Raw genomic sequence first — 20,622 nt, 5'->3', positions numbered from 1 at the left:
GGTCCTCGGCACGCCTCAGCGGCCGACGATGCGTGCCGGACGGGCCGGGGAGGATTCCGCGGCGGGCCGTCCCGGGGAGGTGACGTGCCGGGCGGGGGCGGCACCGGGCCGGGGAGTCGGGTGGTCGTCGCCTCTGGTTTCCGCGATCGCCAGATCCGTGCATGCCAGCAGGTCCTCCGCCACGGCCGTACGGCGCAGGCGGTGCGCGGCGCTGCCGGCCGCGAGTGCCCTGTCCGTCAGGTCCCGGACCGTGTGCCAGTCCCCAGCGGCCTCGAGCGCCGGGCGCGCCCGTGCCAGCAGGCTGCGGACCACCTGGGCCGCGGGCGCCTCGTGCAGGCTTGCGGGGTCGATCAGGTTTCCTTCCAGGCCCGAGCGTGCGGCCCGCCAGGCAGCGGCACGCAGCCACTCGTGTCGGCCGGCGCAGGCGGGGACGCCCCCCGCTTCCAGCCGCTCATGGGCTTCGGTCACCAGGGCGCGGAAGAGTCCGGCGATCAGCACGACCGTTTCCGCGCGGGGGCAGGCGTCGCAGATCCGCAGTTCAAGGGTCCGCTGGTGGTCGGAGGGCCGGATGTCGTAGTAGATCATTCCCGGGTCGCTGATGACGCCGGAGTCGACGAGGCACTGTACGGCCGCGTCGTACTCAGCGGCGCCGGCGAAGCATCCCGGAGGCCCCGCGGTGGGCCAGCGCTGCCACACCATGGTCCGCCAGCTGGCATAGCCGGTGTCGGCGCCCAGCCAGAAGGGAGAGCTGGCGGACAGGGCCAGCAGCACGTGCAGCCACGGCGACAGCTCGCACATGACGCGTACGGCCAGGTCACGGTCGACGGCGTCGACGTGGACGTGGGTTCCGCAGATCAGCTGCTCGTCGGCGATCATGCGGTACTCGTCGACCATGCGCCGGTAGCGGTGACCGGGAGTGGGGCGGATGTCCGCGGTGCGGGCCAGCGGCACCGTTCCGGCGGCCACCACGGCGAGCCCGTGCGCGGTCGCCGCGGTGTCGAGCCGTCGCCTGGTGCCGACGACATCGCCGTACACGCCGTCCAGAGACGTGTGCACCTCGCTGTTCGACTCCACCGTCGCCTGCTGCAACTCGGTCGTGAAGGTCCGTCCGGGCAGCTCCTTGAGCACGGTGTCGGCTCGGGGCACGAGCAGACCCGTCTCCACCTCGACGATGTGGAACTCCTCTTCCACTCCGATACGAAGGGTCACGGCACTCCTCAGGTGACGAGCGGGCACCCGCCCCACCGGTCCGCCGGCAGCGGGCTGTGCACCTCCGACTTCCCACCCTGCCCATTACTAAGCAGACGACGCTCTATAGAGCCACAGGTATCACAGATGAGCGTCGGCCACATCTGCAAGGATGCCGGACAGCCCAGGGAGGGCGCCGTTCGTCCGGGGCGTGCGCATGCCATGGATCCCGGCCCCGGTGGAACTGGCGGGACCTGGAGGGCCGGCACCTCACAGAGGGCGCCAACTCGGCCCGGAAGGGAGCGAGTCGGAGAGGCGCCGGCCGTTCCACCGTCGCGTGGGGCCGGTTCAGCAGGAAGCCCACTGGGTCACCCTGACCGTGGCGTCGTAGACGCCCGGTTCATAGGTGCCGTTCGCCGTCCAGGGTGAAGTCGGTCCAGGCCCGCGCGCTGAACGTGAGGCGGCCGTCCGCGTACAACCGCAGGTCCCCACCGGTCTGTTGACAGTCACCGACCTTCAGGTCCCCCAGCTGAACCACTTGTACGCGACGTCGGCGAGTCCGGGCCGGGACTCGGTCGACAGGCCCGAGCGGACGGCGGGGCTCGACCGCCCCGGCCGCGAGGGGAGCCCAACGCCTGGACGCCGGTGGGCGCGTCCCAGGTGGCGCCGACCCCGACCAGCGCCCACCCTCCGTCGGCACGGAAGCCCTGCCCGGCCGCCGTGACGTACGTGTAGCTTCCGCCGGCCGCTTGCGGGCTGCCGGGCACCGCGACGAGCAGCGCGAGCGCGAAGCCGGCCGCCAGCTGCCCACCCGCCAAATGGGCTATCGCTGAGTACGCGTACTCAGGCAGTGCCAGCCGGGTACCGACAGAATCTCCGCCATGAACAGACCTGTGAAGATCGGCATGGAGGACGGCACGTGCAGGTGACATATCGGCGCGCGGTGATACCGGCACTGCTCGGAGCCCTGCTGATCACACTGCTGCTGTGGTGGGCCGGGGCGAGCGCGCAGGCACTGCAACTGCGCGGCACCACGAGCGTGTTCGACGTTCAGTCCGTCAGCGAACTCCGGCACTGGCTCGCGCCCTGGTCGTACGACCCCGCGACGGTGCAGTTCTACGACGGGCCCGCGGACACGGGTACGACCGGGGACGCCGCCTTGAGCGCGGGCACCCAGTACGCCGATCTGTACCACACCGCGATGCAGATCAGGTTCGTGACGGTCTTCCTCTTCTTCCTGGCGGGCGCGCTGCTCCTGATCCGCAGGATCCCGCCGGCACAGAGGCGTACGCCGGCCACGCTGCTCGCGCTGTGGGCCTGGGGCCCCGTGGCCGCGACGCTCGCCGTGACGGTCTCCGCGCCGTGGCTGATCGCATCCCGGGGACACGGCAGTTACCGGGTCCTGCCGCAGCTCGCGGAGGTGATCGCGTCGAGCGGGCCTGTCGTGGTGGCCGTCGCCCTGGTGACCGCCCCGCTCACGGTGCTCGTGGCGCGTGTCAGCGCGAAGGACGCGGACCCGCTGCCCCGGCGCACTGTGCCGCCGCGCGCCGCCCGCTGGGCCGCGAGCGCCGGGACCGCGGTGATCGCGTTGTCGCTGGTGGTCCTTTCGTACGGATCGGTGGCGGCCAGGATCCAGACCTCGTTCAGCGGTTCAGGGCTCCTGTCCGAGCCCGGCGACCTGCTGCGGCAGTGGCTGCTGCTCGGCAGCTGGACGGGCCCGTCGACCATGCCGCTCGGCCACTGGCTGCTGTACCGGGCCGCCGACGTGGTCATGCTGGCGGTGGTCTGGTGGGCGCTGCGCCTGCTGCCCGGCCTGCTCACCCGGACCACGGTGCCGGCGATGGCGACAGGCGCGGTCTGCGCGACCGTACTGGGACTGCTGGCGAGCCAGGTGCTGAACATGACGATGGACGACACTGCCGGCATGTGGGGGCCGTTGGCCCTGTTCGCGAGGCTCGGCGACGGCGTCCCGGCCGCGCTCACCGTCGGTGTCGCCGCCGGGGTTGCGGCCCTGGTGACGCTGCGGCTGGCCGGAGGGCACGACGCCGTCACGCCACCCCGGTGACCGAACGCGCCGCGCCACCGCCGGAGTTCTTCCGGGGTGACGTCCATGGAGGGGTTCGGTGGCGGCGCGGCCCGCCGGACACGGCAGACGCCTCTGCTGCCCTGCTAAGATCACTGACACACGCGAGCCTTCTCGGTGCGGACTGCGATCCGCCGAGGAGGCTTTTTTCATGCCCGGGCACGCACGTCCCGACGCGAGTGGACCAACCACCGGTCCCCGGCCCCCGGCCCCAGCCCCCAAGAGGAGACCCTTCTCATGAGCCGACGAACGCCCCCTGCCGCAGCCGCCGGTACCTGGCGACTCGGTGATCTGCCCGTCAACCGCGTCGGGTTCGGCGCGATGCGTCTGACCGGTACCGCGCCCTTCGACCAGGGCGCACCGCGTGACCGCGAGCAGTCGATCGCCCTGCTTCGGCGGGCTGTCGAGCTGGGCGTGAACCACATCGACACCGCCGCGTTCTACTTCTCGGCGACGCGTTCCGCGAACGAGCTGATCAACCGGGCACTGGCACCGTACCCGGAGGATCTGGTCGTCACGACCAAGGTCTGGCCGGGCCGTGACCCCTCGGGTGCCTGGTGGTGGGCGACACCCGAACAGTTGCGCGGCCAGGTGGAGGAGAACCTGCGGCAACTCGGCCGGGACCACCTGGACGTGGTGAACCTGCGCGTGCCACCGAGCCGGCGGACGGGCTCGATCAGCGATCACTTCGGTGCGTTGGCCGAACTGCGCGATGCGGGAGTCATCCGTCACCTGGGCCTGTCCAACGTCACGTCCGGGCAGTTGACCGAGGCCCTCGCCATCGCCCCTGTCGTCTGCGTGCAGAACCCGTACGGAATCGGCGCGTCGAGCGAGGACCGGGCCCTTCTGCGCCGTTGCGGCGAACTCGGCATCGCCTTCGTTCCGTTCTACGCGATCGCCGGGTCCGGGCGCGAGGCGGGGCCGGCGGCCCAGGACAGCGAAGAGGTGCGTGCGGTCGCCCGCGCACACGGGGTTTCCACCGCACAAGTCCGTCTGGCCTGGACCTTGCACCAGGGACCGCATGTGCTGGGCATCCCAGGGACCGGCGATCCCGGCCACCTCGCGCAGAACATCGCGGCCGGCGCGCTGCGGCTCTCGGAACAGGAGAGGGCACTCCTCGCCTCGCGGGCGCCGGCGGTATGAGGACGGCACGAGAGCGCCTCGGAGATCCATCCTCTTGACCGTACCGATGGCGCGGACACCGCGGGGAACCACCCCGTGCTCTGGCTTCGCGCCCCGCTGGAGCACAGAGGGCCGGTTGCTGCAGGGGGACCCTCGGATGTCTCAGGTTCACGCCCGGCCGCCGGTGGACTTCACTGATCCCAGGAAGACAGCAACTCGACCTCACGGGGGTACACATGCACAGCAGGAAGCGCATCCTGGCAGCCGGCCTGGCCACCGCGGTCTCCGCCGTGGCGCTCACCGTCGCCGGTGTGGCGGTTCCGGCGCAGGCCGCCGCCCCGGGGACCGTCGACTGCGACGGCTGGGTGCACAACAACGATCCCAACGTCGGCATCGCGGGCTGCCAGAACAACACCGACCACACCGTCACCTTCCGGGCCGAGATCGTCTGCGGCTGGGCCCCGGACGTCTCGGGCAACTGGGTGACGCTGAACCCGGGGCAGTACGGCGAGTCCACGGGCTCCTGCGCGTTCTACAGCACCGGGGTCGGCAGCGTGGGCTGGACCATCCAGTGACACACAGGCGTCCGGGCGCCGTCGGCGTGGTCGGCCGAGACGCCCGGACCGCCGAGGTCCGGGGGCGTGAGGCTGCCGGGTGCGGCCACCGGGTCACCGTACCGTCCACGTCAGTGAAGTGGTCGTCGCGGCCCGGACCGCGGGGTCGCGTATCGCCGCCGTGTGGTCGGTCACCGTCGCCGTGACCTCGTGGCCGCGGCCCCGGACGCCCAGTTCGTGCGGCGTCACCGACAGGTCGCCCGTCGCCCACAGGACCTGTCTGCCGTCGACGTACCAGGTCAGTTCGGGGTCGGCCAGACCGGTCAGCGGCGCGAGACGTACCGTGATCCGGCACCCCTTCCCGATGGGCCGGGAGGTGGGGAGGGAGGAGGTCAGCGCGTCCGCGTCGGCGTAGAAACCGGCGATCATCGCCTCCCGGCCGACGTCGTTGAAGTCGGTCGAGGCCAGGGAGCGCATGATGGACGTCTCGGTCGGACGGTAGACGCCCGCCTCGTAGTACCCCCCGCCTTCGTACGTGCCGACGACCGAACCGGACGGGTCCTGGGCCCCGAGCCAGCGGTACCACTTCGTCGCGCCCGGGTCACGGTGGATGGTGAGGTTGGCGGCGGGCGGTTCCTCGGCGAAGGGGTAGGTGCCGTAGCCCGTGTACTGGTACTCGTCGGCCAAGTGGCCTATGGAGTGGCCCAGTTCGTGGGCGCCTATGAGGTACGACCTGTCGTTGCCGGACGACATGGTCGCCACCCCGTGGAAGGCCGAGCCCGACGGCAGGTCGGCGGCGGAGTAGCCCGCGCCGCCGTACTTGGCGGAGTGGGCGATGACGAAGACGATGTCGGCGCCCGGGGCCCGGTCGGCGTACTGGGCGACCTCGTCGGTGTCGACGCACAGGAGGCGCTCGACGCCGTCACAGAAGAAGGACGAGGAGAGCGCGGTGTCCTTCACCACGTCGGCCCCCGGGTCACCGGAGACGCCGGAGTCGTGGGAGACGGCGTCGACCAGCCAGATGTTGAACAGGCCCCGGTAGCTCCGGTACGGCTCGACACCGAAGATCGCGTCCAGCTTCTCCTCGGCGTCGGCGGCGAACTCGCGCTGTTCGCCGGCCGTGTAGCCGTCGCCCATCACCACCAGATCGAGCCGCCCGGACACCGGTCCGGTGCGCTGGAGCGCCTTCACCACCGGGGTGCCCGGCAGGTCCGGCGCCGGGCGGGCGTTCCGGCCGAGGGCGCTCAGCGGGACGGTCACCCGGCGCGGCTCGGCCGCGGGTCCGGGGAAGTACTCGAGGTGCTGGGTGCGCACCGGGGGGACGGACGCCTCGGCCGGCCCCGGGTTCACTCCCCCGGCCAGCGCCGCGACGGCGGCGAGGACGGCCAGGGCAGCGCTGGTCCAGCGCATACGCGGTCTTGCGGGATGCGGCACGGAAGCCCTCGCTTAAGTATCCAGTTAAGTGGATTTAATGTCGGGTTTAATGTAGGGTCCGACGCCTCAACCGGCAAGTACAGCGGCGCAGTTGACCGACTGTCGGCTCAGGTTCCCGGGGCGACCGTCCGACCCCACGCCGCATCCGTCAGGTCGCCACGCCCCGCACGATCAGTGGTCGGCCGGGACCTGAGCGACGGTGTCCGCCGGAACGACCTGCTCCGTCCAGATGATCTTTCCGGTCGCCGTGTAGCGAGTGCCCCACCGGTGGGCGAGCTGGGCCACGATCAGCAGGCCCCGCCCTCCCTCGTCGGTGGTCCGTGCGTGGCGCAGGCGCGGCGAGGTGCTGCTGGCGTCGGAGACCTCGCAGATCAGGCCACGGTCCCGGATCAGGCGGAGACAGACCGGTCCGGTCGCATGACGGATGGCGTTGGTGACCAGCTCGCTGACGATGAGCTCCGTGGTGAACGTCAGATCGGGCATGCCCCACTCCGTCAGCTGCCGGCCCGCGAGTGCGCGGGCGTGCGCGACGGCTGCCGGATCACTGGGCAGGTCCCAGGAGACGACCCGGTCGGGGGCCAGGACTCGGGTCCGGGACAGGAGCAGGGCCGCGTCGTCGGACGGCGGACCGGCCAGCAGGTCGTCGATCACGCCGCGGCCGGTCTCCTCCAGTGTCGGCCGGGGCACCGCGAGGGCGGTGCGCAGTCGGGAGAGTCCGGTGTCGATGTCCCGGTCGAAGGACTGGATGAGGCCGTCGGTGTAGAGCGCGATGAGGCTGCCCTCGGCCAGCTCCAGCTCGACGGACTGGAAGGGGAGGTAGCCGAGGCCGAGTGGTGGTCCGGCGGGCAGGTCCGGGATGTCGGCACCACCGCCCGGACCGACGATCACCGGTGGGAGGTGACCGGCCCGGGCCAGCGTGCATCGCCTGCTGACCGGGTCGTAGACGGCGTACAGGCAGGTGGCGCCCATGAACGCGGTACCCGCGGCCTCGTCCTGGGTCGCCGTCGAGGGGTCGTCGCCCTGCGGCCCCATGAGGCCGATGACCAGGTCGTCCAGATGGGCCAGCAGTTCGTCCGGGGAGAGATCGAGGTTGGCGAGCGTGCGTACGGCGGTGCGCAGGCGTCCCATGGTCGCCGCGGCGTTGATGCCGTGCCCGGCCACGTCCCCGACGACCAGCGCGACCCGTGCCCCGGACAGCGGGATCACGTCGAACCAGTCGCCGCCCACACCACTGGGGACGTCCGCCGGGAGGTACCACGACGCCACCGCCAGCGCGGAACCTCCCGTCAGGTCCTGCGGCAGCAGGTAACGCTGCATGGAACGGGCCGCGGTGCGCTCGCGGGTGAAACGACGCGCGTTGTCGATGCACACCGCCGCGCGGGAGACGAGTTCCTCGGCGAGGCGTACGTCGTCCTCCTCGAAGGGGACCCGCCGCCGGGAGCGCGCGAACGTCGCCGCGCCCAGGGTGACCCCACGCGCCCGCACCGGGAGCACCATCACCGAGCGGAAGTCGTAGTCGCGGAAGGAGGCGCCCACCGACTCGTCCTCGGTCACCCACGGGCTGGCGTCGCGGTCCAGGATCCGTTCCACCAGGGTCCTGCTCTCCAGCAGACAGCGGGTCACGGGCGACGAGGCGGCACGCCGGACCGTCTCCCCCACGGTCAGACTCCCCTCAGGGCAGCCCTCGCGCACCGACTGCTGCCCCGCGCGCCGGATGACGGGCGCCATGCCGACCGGCCCCGGCTCCGGCTCCTCACCCCTCATGACCGAGTCCAGCAGGTCCACGGCGACGAAGTCGGCGACGGACGGCACGGCGTCGTCGGCCAGTTCCTGGGCGGTCCGCGTCACGTCCAGGGTGCTGCCGATGCGGGTGGCGGCGTCGTTGAGCAGGGCCAGGCGTTCCTGGGCCCGCCAGCGTTCGGTGACGTCGATGACCATGTACCAGACGCCGACGATCCGGCCGTGGCGGTCCTTCATCGCGAAGAAGGACGCGGAGATCGCGCGGCCGGCGTCGGGGTCCCTGCGACCGAGGCCGCGGTATTCGTAGTCCATCACCGGGGTGCCGGTCTCCAGGACCCCGCGCATCTTCTCCTCGAAGGCCATGGCCTCCGCCTTCGGCAGCACGTCCGCCATCCGCCGGCCCAGCCTGCGTTCGAGGGGGACCCGGAGGGCCAGTGGTTCGTTCACCCAGACGTACCGCAGGTCCGTGTCGAGGACGGCGATACCGACCGGCGCGTGGGTGAGGAAGGGTGTGAGCATCAGCTGGCTCATCCCGCCGCCCGGCATCCGCCAGAAGGCCCGTTTCGGAGGCCGGCCGACGAACCTGCCGAAGACCAGTGCGGCGGCCGTGGCGACCAGGACGCCCGGGACCATCTCGTAGATGCCCGACTCGAAGGGACCGAGCAGCGGATTGATCCTCTTCCACAGCAGTACCGTGGCCGCGCCCGAGACGATCCCTGCCATGGCCCCGGCCCAGGTCATGCGCGGCCAGTACAGCGAGAGGAGGACGACCGGCCCGAACGCGGCTCCGAAGCCCGCCCAGGCGTAGGCGACGATGCCCAGCAGCCCGCCGCCCCGGAGCGCGATCGCGAAGGCCACCACGATCACGGCGACGACGGCGGCCCGACCGGCCCAGATCAGTGTCCTGTCCGAGGCGCGCCGGTTGAGGAACGCGCGGTAGAAGTCCTCCGTGAGGGCGACGGACGACACGAGGAGCTGGCTGTCCGCGGTCGAGATGATCGCGGCCAGTACGGCGATCAGCATGACGCCGGCGCCCCAGGGGTCGAGCAGTGTCCGGCTGAGACTGATGTACACCGTCTGCGGGTCGTGCAGCGGCGTGCCGGTGCGGGCGATGCCCACCAGGCCGACGAGGGTGGCACCGGCGAGTACGACGATGACCCATCCGGTTTCCAGACGGCGGGCGGCCGGGATGGCGTCGGTGCTGCGGATGCCCATGAAACGGGCCAGGATGTGGGGCTGACCGAAATAGCCCAGGCCCCAGGCGAGCAGCGAGACGATCGCGACGGCGCCGAGCGACCCGCCCGCCGACCACCGCCCGTCCGCGTAGCCGACCTTGGCACCCATGTCCAGCAGGTCGGGGGTCTTGCTGTCGAGGGCGTCGCGCAGTGCCCCGAAGCCGCCGAGCGCCCCGATACCGACGGCGGGGAGCACCAGCAGGGCGAGGAACATCAGCGTGGCCTGCATGACGTGGGTCAGACTCACGGCGAGGAAGCCGCCCAGGCACGAGTAGACGACGATCACCAGGGCGGTCAGGGTCACTCCGAGCCCGAAGCTGACGCCGAAGATGTGCCCGAACAGTACGCCGCCGGCCACCAGCCCGCTGGCGACGTAGACGGTGAAGAACACGAGGGTGACCGCCGCCGAGACCATCCGGAGCATCCGGGTGCGGTCCTCGAACCGTTCCTCCAGATAGGCGGACAGGCTGACGGCGTTCCCGGCGCGCTCGGTGTAGGTGCGCAGCCTCGGCGCGACGAACAGCCAGTTGAGGTACGTACCGACCACCAGACCGGCCGCGATCCAGCTGGCACCGACACCGGCCGCGTACACCGCTCCGGGAAGAGCGAGGAACAGCCAGCCGGACATGTCACTGGCTCCCGCGGACAGGGCGGCGACGAACGCGCTGAGCCTGCGGCCCCCCAGGGCGAAGTCGGCGAAGGTGTGAGTGCGGCGGTAGGCCCAGACCCCTGTTGCGACCATGACGGCCACGTACAGGAGGAAGGTGGCTACGATCGGCGCACTCAAGTCGATCATGTCGCCCTCGCCTGCCGGGTTCCCGCGGACTGGGCTCGGGCGATGAGCAGCGCGACGTCGTCCTCTCCACCGGGCGAACGCAGGGTTTCCAGGATGCGGTCGCAGGTGTCTTCCAGATCCTGGCCATGTGTCGCGCTGAAGGCGTCGAGGAGGGTGTCCAGGCGGGTGTCGATGGGTTCGCTCCGGATCTCGACCAGGCCGTCGGTGTAAAGGGCCAGCGCGTCGCCGGGGCGGAAGGGGATGGTGGTGGCCTCGAAGGGGACCCCGCCGACCCCCAGCGGTGCGCCGGTGGGGAGGTCGAGAAGCTGTGCCGGGTGGCCGCGACGCATCAGGGCCGGGGGCAGGTGGCCGGCGAGGCAGATCTCGCACTGTCCCCGGTGAGGGTCGTAGACGCAGTAGATGCAGGTGGTGATGGTCTGCTCGACCCCTTCCGTCAGATGGTCGAGGTGACGAAGGGCCTCGGCGGGGGCGAGGGCGAGTTCGGCGAAGGCGCGGGCAGCGCTGCGGAGTTGCCCCATGGTGGCGGCGGCTTTGATGCCGCTGCCCATGACGTCCCCGACGACCAGGGCGGTTCGGTCACCCCGGAGGGGTATGGCGTCGTACCAGTCACCGCCGATCTCGCTCGTGGCACCGGCAGGCTGGTACCGGCAGGCGACCTCCAGGCCCGGCAGGTGCGACGGGGGCTCGGGGAGCAGGCTGCGCTGGAGCGTGAGGGCCGCTTGGCGCTGGGCCTGGTACCCGCGGGCGTTGTCGATGCAGACTGCGGCTCGGGCGGCCAACTCCCAGGCCAGGAACGCGTCGTCGTCGTCGAAGGGTGCGGGGTTCCGGATGCGTTTCAGGTCGAGGGCACCGAGGACCTCACCCCGGGCCATGAGCGGTACGGCCAGGTAGGAGTGGACACCGGCCGCCGCGAGGAGGGCCGCGGCCTCGCCGTGCCGGGCGATGCGCTCCAGATCCCGACCGGTGGTGTGGGGCACCAGTACCGGCTGCCGGGTGCGCACGCACTGGGTGATCAGGCGGTCGTCGTCGTAGGAGGCGAGTCCCCCGGGCGGGTCGGCCGCGCGGACCGCTTCGGCGGAGCCGGCCGCGCGGACGGCGAGGGCGCGGAAGAGGGCCGGCCCCTCGGGCGGCGCCATCCGGCCGTCCAGGGCGCTGTCGAGCACGTCCACGGCCGCCACATCGGCCAGGACCGGTACGACCACGTCGGCGAGCTCACGCGCTGTCGTTTCCAGATCGAGGGTGGTGCCCACGGAGGCCGAAGCCCTGGCGATCAGTGTCAGCCGTTGCCGGGCCTGTGCCGCCTCGGCAGCGGCCTGATGCCGCTCGGTGACGTCGATGACGGAATAGGCGAGGCCCAGCACCCGCCCGGCGGAGTCCTCCAGCCGGTAGTACGAGACGGACCAGGCGTGCTCGTGGTCCGGATCGGCAGGGGGCCGGCAGACGATGTCCCGGTCCACCACCGACTCGCCCGTCTCCAGGACACGGCGCAGACGGGCCTCGGGGTCGGTGTCCAGGAAGCTGAGGACCTCGCCGGCCGACCGGCCGAGACGTTCGGCGGCGGACTGGCCGGTGATGCGTTCGAGAGCAGGATTCACGGTCAGATACCGCAGGTCAGGGCCCAGAATGGCCAGCCCGACCGGGGACTGGGACACCAGGCACATGGCCAGGGCGGCATCTCGCTCGACCCGCTCCACAGCGCCCTGGTCGGCGGCGAGGCCCAGGGCGTAGACGTCACCGAGCTCGTCCAGCAGCCGCATGTTGCGGAACTCCACCAGGCGGGTGCTGCCGTCCTTGTGCCGGACCGGGAACGCCCCTGCCCAGTCGGTGCCGGATTCCATGACCTCGGCGAACAGCTTCATCACCGCGTCCCGGTGCTCCTCGTGGACCGTCAGCCGGGCCGCGTGCTGACCCAGCGCCTCCGCCGCGGTGTAGCCGAACAGTTCCTCGGCCTTGGGGCTCCAGAAGACCACCTGCCCCTCCGCGTTCAGCACCACCGCGGCGACGCTGAGCAGATCGAGCAGGCCGCTGGGCGGCGCGGCGGGGCCCGTCACCGACCGGCCGTCGCCTGCTCTGGAGGAGTCCGTCGTGCCCATGCCTCATTTTCCTTCCCGCTCGGCGCCTTGGCACGTGCCGTACCGGCGGGCGTTTCGCCTTCCTCCATGGTCGGCCCAGACCGAGGCGGCACACACCTGGACCGGCTGGAGGACGGGGTCGTCGAACCGGCCGGGCCGAGCAGCGTGGCCGGCAGGCTGGGGCCCCTCCCCCCCGTCGGCACGAACCGGTGGCTCGGCGTGTCGAGGACGGGGGTGCCGGACGGCCGGTCCACGACGGGGAACAGCCGCCCGCCGGGCGGTAGGCGTGGACGCGGCGGCCGACGGCCCCGGCTCCGGCGGCGATGTGCTGCGCGGCGGGCCGTCCGGCCCCGTCCCGGGGGCGCGGCGCACCCGTCGGTGCCGGGGCCTCTCGCCGGGAGCGGACGCGACCGCTTCCAGCCCCCTACGCGGAGCGCTCTTGAACCCCGGGGCGCCTGCAGCGGACGGCGACGGCCGCGATGTCGTCGTCGAGCCGTCCGCCGCTGTAGTGGAGGAGGTCCCGGTGCAGCCGGTCGAGCAGCTCACGGGGCGGCGCCGGGCCGAGTTGCCGCATCCACTCCGGTAGCGGGAAGAACGTGCCGGCGCGGTCCCGGGTCTCCGTTACGCCGTCGGTGTAGAGCAGCATCTGGTCGCCCGAGGCGAAGGCGACGGTGTCGACGTTGTAGTCGTCCCCGAGGAGTGTCGCGAGGTTGAGGGGCGGCGAGGGGACGGTGGGCTCGAGGACACGGACCTCTCCGTTCCGCATCAGCAGGGGCGGCGGGTGTCCGCAGTTGAGGATCTTCACATACCCACCGCCGTACGGGATCTCGGCGATCAGGGCGGTGGCGAAGTGCTCCGGCTGCTCCGGGTCGAGGATCGCGACGCTGTAGCGGCACATGCTGGTCTCCAGGCGATGGATGATGCCCCGCAGGTCGGGCTGGTCGTACGCGTTCTCCCTGAAGCAGTTGATCACCGCCGACGCCGCCCCCACCGCCGACAGCCCCTTGCCGCGCACGTCACCGATCAGCAGCCGAACCCCGTACGGCGTATCGGCCACCTCGTAGAAGTCGCCTCCGATCCGGGCCTGTTCCTGGGCCGCGAGATACAGCGACTCGATGTCGACGTCCTGGACACGGCGCGGCAGCGGGCGCAGCAGGACCTGCTGCGCCGCGTCGGCCACCAGCCGGATCTGGAAGAGGGTCTCCTCTCGCTGGAGCCGGAGACGGCTCGTGTAGGCCGCCGCCAAAGTGACCGCGACGATCGCGGCCGCCGTGTAGGGCGTTCCCAGATCGGCGTAGACGAGGCTGAGCCCGATCATGACCAGCAGGCAGAACGCCCCCAGCAGGAGCGTCGGGAGCACGGGCCACATCGCGGCGGCGAGGGCGGGTGCGGCCGGCAGGAGACGGCTGAAGGCGATTTCCCTGGGGGTGGCGAAGGCCAGGCCGGTGATGACGACGGTGAGGATCACGGGGGACAGCAGTACGGTCTCGCGTCGGCCACCGTGGGGAGGGCGGTGGCGTCGAGGCCGTCCTGTCCTGATCACGAAATTTATCTTATCGGGGCATAACGGGCTTCGTTCCGTGAAAGCGGCAACCGCACCGCGGGCTTGGCCGGAGTTCGGCTTCCCCACAGTGGTGCTATCAAGGGTGTATGGAGGTATTTTCCGGGCGCCCCAGCAGCCCGGAACGTCAACCGCCCGTCGAACGCTCGCACCGACGCCGGGCCTCCCTGCTGGACCTGCGCAGTGCGGCCGGTCAGGTGTTCCTTCTGCAGGTCGTCCTCGTGGTCCTGCTGGTGGTGGCCGCGGTGGCGGCCATGGTGCTCCAGACGGCGCGTGACGCGGTGCAGCGTGGGCGTCGTGAGTCGGTCGTCGCTGCCCAGACGTTCGCCAGTGCGCGGAGCACGGCCGAGGCGCTGCGGAGCCGGGACCCGACGGCACTGCTCCAGCCGCAGACCGAGGCGGCGCGGAAGCGCGCGGGCTTGGACTTCGTCGTCGTCTTGAGCACGAAGGGGATTCGTTATACGTACCCCTATCCGCGGGAGATCGGGAAGAAGTTCGTCGGCACCCTCGCACCGGCGCTGAAGGGCCGTACCGTCGTCGAGCAGGCCGGCGGGCCGCCCCTGCCCGCGGGCAGGGGGACGGACGTGCAGGCAGTGGTCCCGGTGACCGACTCGCACGGCAAGGTGGTCGGCCTGGTCTCGGCCGGAATCACGGTCAAGAACGTGGCGGCGCTGTGGATGCCGCAGCTGCCGATCATCCTGGGCTCCGGCGCGGCCGCGCTGGCGCTGGCCGTGGCGGGGACGACGCTGGTGTCCCGGCGGCTGCGCAGGCAGACGCACGGCCTGGCCCCGGCGGAGCTGGCGCAGCTGTACGAGCACCACGACGCGGTCCTGCACGCGGTGCGGGAGGGAGTGCTGATCACCGGAGCGGACGGACGACTGCTGCTGGCCAACGACGAGGCGACGCGGCTGCTCGGACTGCCGGCGGACGTGCGGGACCGCCCGGTCGGGGAGCTGGGACTGACTGAGCCGATCACGCGTCTGCTGGCGTCACCGGAGCCGGTCAACGACGAGCTGCACCTCGCCGGGGACCGGCTGCTGCTGGTGAACAAACGGCCGACGTACCCGCACGCCGGGCAAGGGGGCAGCGTGGTGACCCTGCGGGACACCACGGAGCTGGCGGCGGTCTCGGGGCGGGCCGAGGTCGCGCGGGAGCGGCTGAAGCTGCTGTACGAGGCCGGGGTGGGGATCGGGACCATGCTGGACGTGGAGCGTACGGCCCAGGAGCTGGCCGACGTGGCGGCGCCCCAGTTCGCCGACCTGGTGACCGTGGACCTGCTCGAGGCGGTCCTGCGGGGATGGGAGCCCACGGCCGAGGGCTGGCGACAGCTGCGCCGGACGGCGATCGGCGGCGAACAGCGCATGATGCCGGTGTATCCGCTGGGCGAGACGATCAGGTTCTCGGCCCGGACCCCGCAGATGCGGACGCTGCAGGAGCGACGCGTCATGCTGGAGGCGGACCTGCGACAGGCGTCCGGCTGGCGGGAACAGGATCCGGAGCGCGCCCGCAAGGCCCTGGAGTGCGGGTTGCGCTCGCTGGTGACCGTGCCGCTGCGGGCACGGAACGTACCGCTGGGCGTGGTGAACTTCTACCGGACGGCGGGCTCCCCGGCGTTCGAGCCGGAGGATCTCACCTTCGCGGAGGAGCTGGCCGCGCGGGCGGCGGTGGCCATCGACAACGCCCGGAGATTCACCCGCGAGCACGCGATGGCGGTGACGCTGCAGCGCAGCCTGCTGCCACGGGGGCAGCCGGACCAGGACGCACTGGAGGTGGCCTGGCGGTATCTGCCCGCGGAGGCGGGGGTGGGCGGGGACTGGTTCGACATCATCCCGCTTCCGTGCGCTCGGGTGGCCCTGGTGATGGGGGACGTCGTCGGCCGCGGCTTGCACGCGGCGGCGACGATGGGCCGGCTGCGCACCGCGGTGCACAACTTCTCCACCCTCGACCTGCCCGTGGACGAGGTGCTCGGGAACCTGGACGACCTGGTCGTCCGCATGGACAACGAGGAGAACACCGGCGATGCCACGGGGGGCCACGAGGGGGAGGGGGTGACCGGGGCGACCTGTCTGTACGCGGTCTACGACCCGGTGACGGGGGTCTGCACGATGGCCCGTGCGGGACACCCGGAACCGGTGGTGGTGCGCCCGGACGGCACGGTCGCCTGTGCCGGTGTGCCGGCTTCGACGCCGCTCGGCCTGGGCGGCTACCCGTTCGAGACCACCGAGCTGTCCCTGCCGGAGGGCTCCCAACTGGTGCTGTACACCGACGGCCTCGTGGAGGACCGCACCCACGACATCGACATGGGGATGGAGAGGCTGCGCCGGGCGTTGGACGGATCCGGGGGCCGCACCCCGGAGGAGACGTGTCAGGCGGTGATCGACACGCTGAAGCCGTCGCACTCCCGCGACGACATCGCGCTGCTGACGGCCCGCACCCTGCGGTTCCCGCCCTCGCGCGTGGCCGAGTGGGACGTGCCGCAGGACCCGGCGCTGGTGCCCTCGGTACGGGCGCGCTGCAGGCGGACGTTGCGCGAGTGGGGGCTGACGGAGACCGGGTTCGCCACGGAGCTGATCCTCAGCGAGCTGGTCACGAACGCGATCCGGTACGGCTCGCCGCCGGTCAGGGTGCGGCTGCTGCACGGACGCTGTCTGATCTGCGAGGTCGCGGACGGCAGCGGGACCTCACCGCGCCTGAGGCGGGCGGCGACCACGGACGAGGGCGGACGGGGGCTGTTCCTGGTGGCGCAGTTCGCCCAGCGATGGGGAACGCGGTACACGACCCGCGGCAAGGTCATCTGGGCGGAGCAGCGTCTCGACGACGGCACCGCCGCCACGGGCCACACACCGGTCGACTTCCTCCTCGACCAGTTCGATGATCCCGACGTGTGAGCCCGCGGACCTCCGGGCGCCGCGGGCATGCCGCCGCAGGCACGGAAGGCGCGCACCCACCGGCGGGAACGGCGCCCCGTGCGCAGGGGCAGCCGGCCCGCTCCGGGCCCCTGGCGGGCGTTCCGGCGTCGTTCAGTGCCGGGCGCGGGCCAGGAGGAGGGCGACGTCGTCGCCGGCCCGCGGCCGGAGGGTCTCCAGCACCCGGTCGCACGTCTCTCCCAGTTCCCGGGCGGCCGTCGCGGTCAGGGCGTCGCGGAGGACGCCGAGGCGGGCGTCGATCGGGTCGCCGCGCGTTTCGACCAGGCCGTCGGTGTAGAGAGCGAGTTGGTCGCCGGGCCGGAAGGGGAAGACCGACGTCTCGAAGGCCCAGCCGCCGACGCCCAGCGGCACACCGGAGGGGATATCGAGGAGCTCCGCCGACCGGCCGGAGCGGACCAGGGCCGGGGGCAGATGACCGGCCAGGCTGATACGGCACTCGTCCCGCTCCGGGTCGTACCGGCAGTAGACGCAGGTGGCGATGGTGTGCTCGACGTCCTCGGTCAGGCGGTCGAGGTGGCGGAGAACCTCTGCCGGGTCGAGGTCCAGCTCGGCGAAGGCACGGGTGGCGCTGCGCAGTTGGCCCATGCTGGCGGCGGCGTTGATACCGCTGCCCATCACGTCCCCGACGACCAGAGCGGTCCTGTCGCCCGGCAGGCGCATGGCGTCGAACCAGTCTCCGCCGATCTCGCTGACGGCTCCGGCCGGCCGGTAGCGGCAGGCGATCTCCAGTCCGGGCAGCCGGGACGGCAGCTCGGGAAGCAGGCGGCGCTGGAGGGTGAGGGCGGTGTCGCGCACGCTCTGGTACCAGCGGGCGTTGTCGACGCAGGTCGCGGCGCGGCCGGCCAGTTCACAGGCGAGGAGCGTGTCGTCCTCGTCGAAAGGAGCGGGCGTGCGGACGCGTTCGAGGCTGAGCGCTCCCAGGACCTCCCCGCGGGCCAGGAGCGGCACCGCGAGGTAGGAGTGCACACCGGCCGCCTCCAGCAGGGCGGCGGCCTCGCCGGTGCGGGCGATGTGCCGCAGGTCCCCGCTCGTGGTCTCGGCCACCAGCACCGGCCGGCGGGTGCGCACACACCGGGTGATCAGACGGTCGCTGTCGTACGTCGTGAGGCCTCCGGGCACGTCGGCCGCCGCCTGTGCCGCTTCGCAGGAGGGCGCCGCGGCGACGGCTGTGACACGGAAGCGGGCAGGGCCGGTGTCCGGCGGGGTGCGTCCGCGCAGCACGCTGTCGAGCACATGGATCGAGGCCACGTCGGCCAGGTCGGGTACGACGACACCGGCCAGCTCGCGCGCCGTCCGCTCCACGTCGAGGGTCGTACCGATGGAGGCGGAGGCGTGGGCTATCAGGGCCAGGCGGTTCCGGGCGCGTGTCGCCGCCAGGGTGGCCTCGTGGCGTTCGGTGATGTCGATGACGGACGTGGCCAGACCGATCACCCGGCCGGTGGCGTCGTCCAGCCGGTGGTACGACACGGACCATGCGGACTCGCGGTCCTGGTCGGCGGTGGTGCGGCCGACGACGTACCGGTCGGACACCGGCCGGCCGGTCTCCAGGACCTGGCGCATACGGGCCTCGATGGCCTCGGCGTCCAGAAAGGTCAGGACCTCGCGGACGCGCCGGCCCAGGTGCTCGGCGGCGGAGATGCCGTGGATGCGTTCCAGTGCCGGGTTCACGGTCACGTAGCGCAGGTCGGGGTCGAGGATGGCCAGGCCGATCGGGGACTGGGAGACCAGTCGTGCCGACAGGGCCACGCCCCGCTCGACCCGTGCCACGGTCGCCTGGTCCACGGCCAGGCCCAGGGCGTAGGTGTCCCCGAGATCGTCGAGCAGCCGCATGTTGCGGAACTCCACCAGCCGTTCGGTGCCGTCCTTGTGCCGGACCGGAAAGGCCCCGGCCCAGTCGGTGCCGGAATCCATGACCTGGGCGAACAGCGCGATCACCTGGTCCCAGTGCTCCTCGTGGACCAGCAGCCGCGCCGCGAACCGGCCCAGTGCCTCCTGCGCGCTGTAGCCGAACAATTCCTCCGCCTGGGGGCTCCAGAACACCACGCGCCCCTGCGCGTCCAGTACCACCGCGGCGACGCTCAGCAGGTCGAGCAGGCCGGTGGGCGACGAGCCCGCACCGGGCAGGGGCCGGCCCGGGGCACCGGACTGCGAGGGGCCCGTGCTGCCCATACGCCGTTCTCCTCTCCCACTCGGCGGGAGCGCGCGCCGCGTCGGCGCCCTGCTGCCTCTTCCTTCATAGTCACCGCGTTCAAGGCGGTGTGCCTCCCAGCGGGACGGGACGGGCACGACCGCTCACAAGCCCGTCGGACAGCGGGATCAGGGGGGTCCCTTGTCTCCTACGGCCGGCGGCGGAGGCTCGCCGAAGCGGACGTCGATCTTCTCGAAGCCCTTGAAGGACTCCGTGGTCGCGTACGAGCGGTAGGCGCGCAGGTCACCCGTGGCGAGGTGGACGCGATCGGTGAAGGGGGTCAGCAGGCTGCGCGGCCACAGCCGCAGGCAGCGTACGGCGATGATCTCCGCTGTGGTCAGGTACACCGCGGCGGCGAGGTAGATCCAGGCGAGCAGGCCGAGCACGATGCCGAACATGCCGTAGGTCGCCGTGGCGCCCCGCAGCACGTGCCCGACGTAGTAGGAGCCGCCCCACTGCAGGGCCTGCCAGGCGCATGCGGCTCCCAGGGCCGGCCCGTACGTCACGCGCAGCGGCAGCTTGCGTCTGGTCATCAGCCGGTAGCTCAGCAGGAGGAGGGCGGCGTCGAGGCCGACGGCCACGACTCCGACGGTGATCCTGATGCCTGTGGCGAGGCGGGTTCCGAAGAGGGTGACCGCGGATTCAGCGGTGGACAGCGCCGTCGTCAGGCAGAGGCCGGCCGCGAGCAGGAGCAGGAAGTACAGGCTCCTCACCCGTGAGCGCAGCGGGTCGGGACGGGCATGCCGCGGCACCGCGAAGATCTTGTTCAGTGCGTGCTGGACCGCCTGGGCGATTCCGAGGGCGCCGTACACGCTGCCGGTGACACCCACCGCGACGGCGGCGCCGCTGCCGCGGAACGAGTGGATGTTGTGGCCGAGTTGGTCGCCGATCACCGGAAACTCGCTGAGCGCCGAGTGCAGCATCGAGTGCTGCAGCTGCGGATTGCCGTGCAGGGCGGCACTGAGGACCGCGACCAGGAACAGCAGCAGCGGGAAGAGGGAGACGAAGCCGTAGTAGGCCATCAGTGCGGCCAGGTAGGTGGCCTGGTCGTCGAAGAACTTGTACACGACCGCGAGCGGCATCCCCGCCCACCGGTGCCGTCTCTGATACCGGTCCAGCCGGGCCAGCACGTCCATGTGCCCTCCGACACCCTCCGGGTGCGAGTCCGCGCGTCAGCGGAACGCCTCAGCATTCCGGTGCCCCGCCCGGGGCCTCCCACACAGCCCCTGCCACCAGACGCCGGCTCGCAGGGCCGCCCAGGTGGCGGGGCCCACGACGCCGTCGGGGGTGAGCCCGGCATGCTGTTGGACCACGATGACCGCACGTTCGGTCTGCGGGCCGTAGATGCCGTCGACGGGGAGGGGCGGGCGGTAGCTGGTGCGGGTGTCGATCAGGCACTGCACTTCGGCCACCCGCCGGTCCGGATAGGTCCTGCCGGACTGGACCGGTCCGATGCCGGAGTAGTAGGCGCAGGTGGCGAGGCTCCTGGTCGCTGGGGCGGACGTGCGGGCCAGCGCGGCCGCGGATGACTCCGCGGTGGCGACCCCGCCGACGACAAGCAACACGGTCGAGGTCAACAGGGCACGGCGCGGGGAGGCCATGATCCGACTCCTGTCCTGAGGTCTGGGGGTGTGACGGCACGGCGGACCGCGCGACGGTCGTACGCCGCAACCGGCCGTGGCCGCAGGAAGCGGACACGGCGGCCCGGCACGGGCGCATCGC

Annotated in this window: 12 protein-coding genes; 4 read left to right on the top strand and 8 right to left on the bottom strand. The window is 71.9% G+C overall.

The genetic code is table 11. The features are described from left to right. Positions 1 to 15: 15 nt before the first annotated feature. Positions 16 to 1,209, bottom strand: coding sequence for a carboxylate-amine ligase (locus ACWC94_RS08090; protein ID WP_450795550.1), 1,194 nt, complete (start codon positions 1,207 to 1,209; stop codon positions 16 to 18). 904 nt (positions 1,210 to 2,113) lie between these two features. Between ACWC94_RS08090 and ACWC94_RS08085 the strand changes: the two genes are divergently transcribed. From ACWC94_RS08085 to ACWC94_RS08075, 3 genes are all read left to right on the top strand, one after another. After that, positions 2,114 to 3,253 carry a hypothetical protein gene (locus ACWC94_RS08085; RefSeq protein ID WP_450795660.1) on the top strand — a complete coding sequence of 380 codons (1,140 nt, stop codon included), beginning with the start codon at positions 2,114 to 2,116 and terminating at the stop codon, positions 3,251 to 3,253. A gap of 255 nt (positions 3,254 to 3,508) precedes the next feature. Beyond that, positions 3,509 to 4,414, top strand: coding sequence for an aldo/keto reductase (locus tag ACWC94_RS08080; protein WP_450795549.1), 906 nt, complete (start codon positions 3,509 to 3,511; stop codon positions 4,412 to 4,414). Between the two features lie 215 nt (positions 4,415 to 4,629). Next, positions 4,630 to 4,968, top strand: coding sequence for a hypothetical protein (locus ACWC94_RS08075; protein ID WP_450795548.1), 339 nt, complete (start codon positions 4,630 to 4,632; stop codon positions 4,966 to 4,968). A 93-nt stretch (positions 4,969 to 5,061) separates the two neighbouring features. Here the strand turns inward: ACWC94_RS08075 and ACWC94_RS08070 are convergent, their stop codons facing one another. From ACWC94_RS08070 to ACWC94_RS08055, 4 genes are all read right to left on the bottom strand, one after another. After that, positions 5,062 to 6,357, bottom strand: a complete 1,296-nt coding sequence (locus ACWC94_RS08070) for a M64 family metallopeptidase (RefSeq protein WP_450795547.1) — start codon at positions 6,355 to 6,357, stop codon at positions 5,062 to 5,064. 195 nt (positions 6,358 to 6,552) lie between these two features. After that, positions 6,553 to 10,152, bottom strand: a complete 3,600-nt coding sequence (gene putP, locus ACWC94_RS08065) for a sodium/proline symporter PutP (RefSeq protein ID WP_450795546.1) — start codon at positions 10,150 to 10,152, stop codon at positions 6,553 to 6,555. Further along, positions 10,149 to 12,245, bottom strand: a complete 2,097-nt coding sequence (locus ACWC94_RS08060) for a SpoIIE family protein phosphatase (RefSeq protein WP_450795545.1) — start codon at positions 12,243 to 12,245, stop codon at positions 10,149 to 10,151. The genes putP and ACWC94_RS08060 overlap by 4 nt, the downstream gene beginning before the upstream one ends. 403 nt (positions 12,246 to 12,648) lie before the next feature. Then, positions 12,649 to 13,767 carry a PP2C family protein-serine/threonine phosphatase gene (locus tag ACWC94_RS08055; protein ID WP_450795544.1) on the bottom strand — a complete coding sequence of 373 codons (1,119 nt, stop codon included), beginning with the start codon at positions 13,765 to 13,767 and terminating at the stop codon, positions 12,649 to 12,651. Positions 13,768 to 13,874: 107 nt separating this feature from the next. Between ACWC94_RS08055 and ACWC94_RS08050 the strand changes: the two genes are divergently transcribed. After that, the gene (locus ACWC94_RS08050; RefSeq protein WP_450795543.1) at positions 13,875 to 16,673 is read left to right on the top strand and encodes a SpoIIE family protein phosphatase; all 2,799 of its coding nucleotides are present in this window, start codon (positions 13,875 to 13,877) and stop codon (positions 16,671 to 16,673) included. 132 nt (positions 16,674 to 16,805) lie between these two features. Here ACWC94_RS08050 and ACWC94_RS08045 read toward each other — a convergent pair whose 3' ends face one another. The 3 genes from ACWC94_RS08045 to ACWC94_RS08035 form a co-directional block, all read right to left on the bottom strand. After that, positions 16,806 to 18,881 (bottom strand): SpoIIE family protein phosphatase, encoded by a 2,076-nt coding sequence (locus tag ACWC94_RS08045; RefSeq protein WP_450795542.1) that lies wholly within the window; start codon positions 18,879 to 18,881, stop codon positions 16,806 to 16,808. Between the two features lie 147 nt (positions 18,882 to 19,028). After that, complete coding sequence (locus ACWC94_RS08040; protein WP_450795541.1) at positions 19,029 to 20,036, bottom strand: YihY/virulence factor BrkB family protein; 1,008 nt, start codon at positions 20,034 to 20,036, stop codon at positions 19,029 to 19,031. Between the two features lie 36 nt (positions 20,037 to 20,072). Further along, the gene (locus ACWC94_RS08035; RefSeq protein WP_450795540.1) at positions 20,073 to 20,501 is read right to left on the bottom strand and encodes a peptidoglycan-binding domain-containing protein; all 429 of its coding nucleotides are present in this window, start codon (positions 20,499 to 20,501) and stop codon (positions 20,073 to 20,075) included. Between the last annotated feature and the right edge of the window lie 121 nt (positions 20,502 to 20,622).

The sequence above is a fragment of the Streptomyces sp. NPDC001135 genome, from assembly GCF_053598395.1.
Note: the sequence above shows the minus strand (reverse complement) of the source record. Positions and strands in the feature narration are given on the sequence as shown.

Excerpts from the sequence above, each read along its gene's own strand:
- ACWC94_RS08080 (WP_450795549.1), top strand. The coding sequence starts at position 3,509 with ATGAGCCGACGAACGCCCCCTGCCGCAGCCGCCGGTACCTGGCGACTC.
- ACWC94_RS08075 (WP_450795548.1), top strand. The coding sequence starts at position 4,630 with ATGCACAGCAGGAAGCGCATCCTGGCAGCCGGCCTGGCCACCGCGGTC.
- ACWC94_RS08070 (WP_450795547.1), bottom strand. The coding sequence starts at position 6,357 with ATGCGCTGGACCAGCGCTGCCCTGGCCGTCCTCGCCGCCGTCGCGGCG.
- putP (WP_450795546.1), bottom strand. The coding sequence starts at position 10,152 with ATGATCGACTTGAGTGCGCCGATCGTAGCCACCTTCCTCCTGTACGTG.
- ACWC94_RS08060 (WP_450795545.1), bottom strand. The coding sequence starts at position 12,245 with ATGGGCACGACGGACTCCTCCAGAGCAGGCGACGGCCGGTCGGTGACG.
- ACWC94_RS08050 (WP_450795543.1), top strand. The coding sequence starts at position 13,875 with ATGGAGGTATTTTCCGGGCGCCCCAGCAGCCCGGAACGTCAACCGCCC.
- ACWC94_RS08045 (WP_450795542.1), bottom strand. The coding sequence starts at position 18,881 with ATGGGCAGCACGGGCCCCTCGCAGTCCGGTGCCCCGGGCCGGCCCCTG.
- ACWC94_RS08040 (WP_450795541.1), bottom strand. The coding sequence starts at position 20,036 with ATGGACGTGCTGGCCCGGCTGGACCGGTATCAGAGACGGCACCGGTGG.
- ACWC94_RS08035 (WP_450795540.1), bottom strand. The coding sequence starts at position 20,501 with ATGGCCTCCCCGCGCCGTGCCCTGTTGACCTCGACCGTGTTGCTTGTC.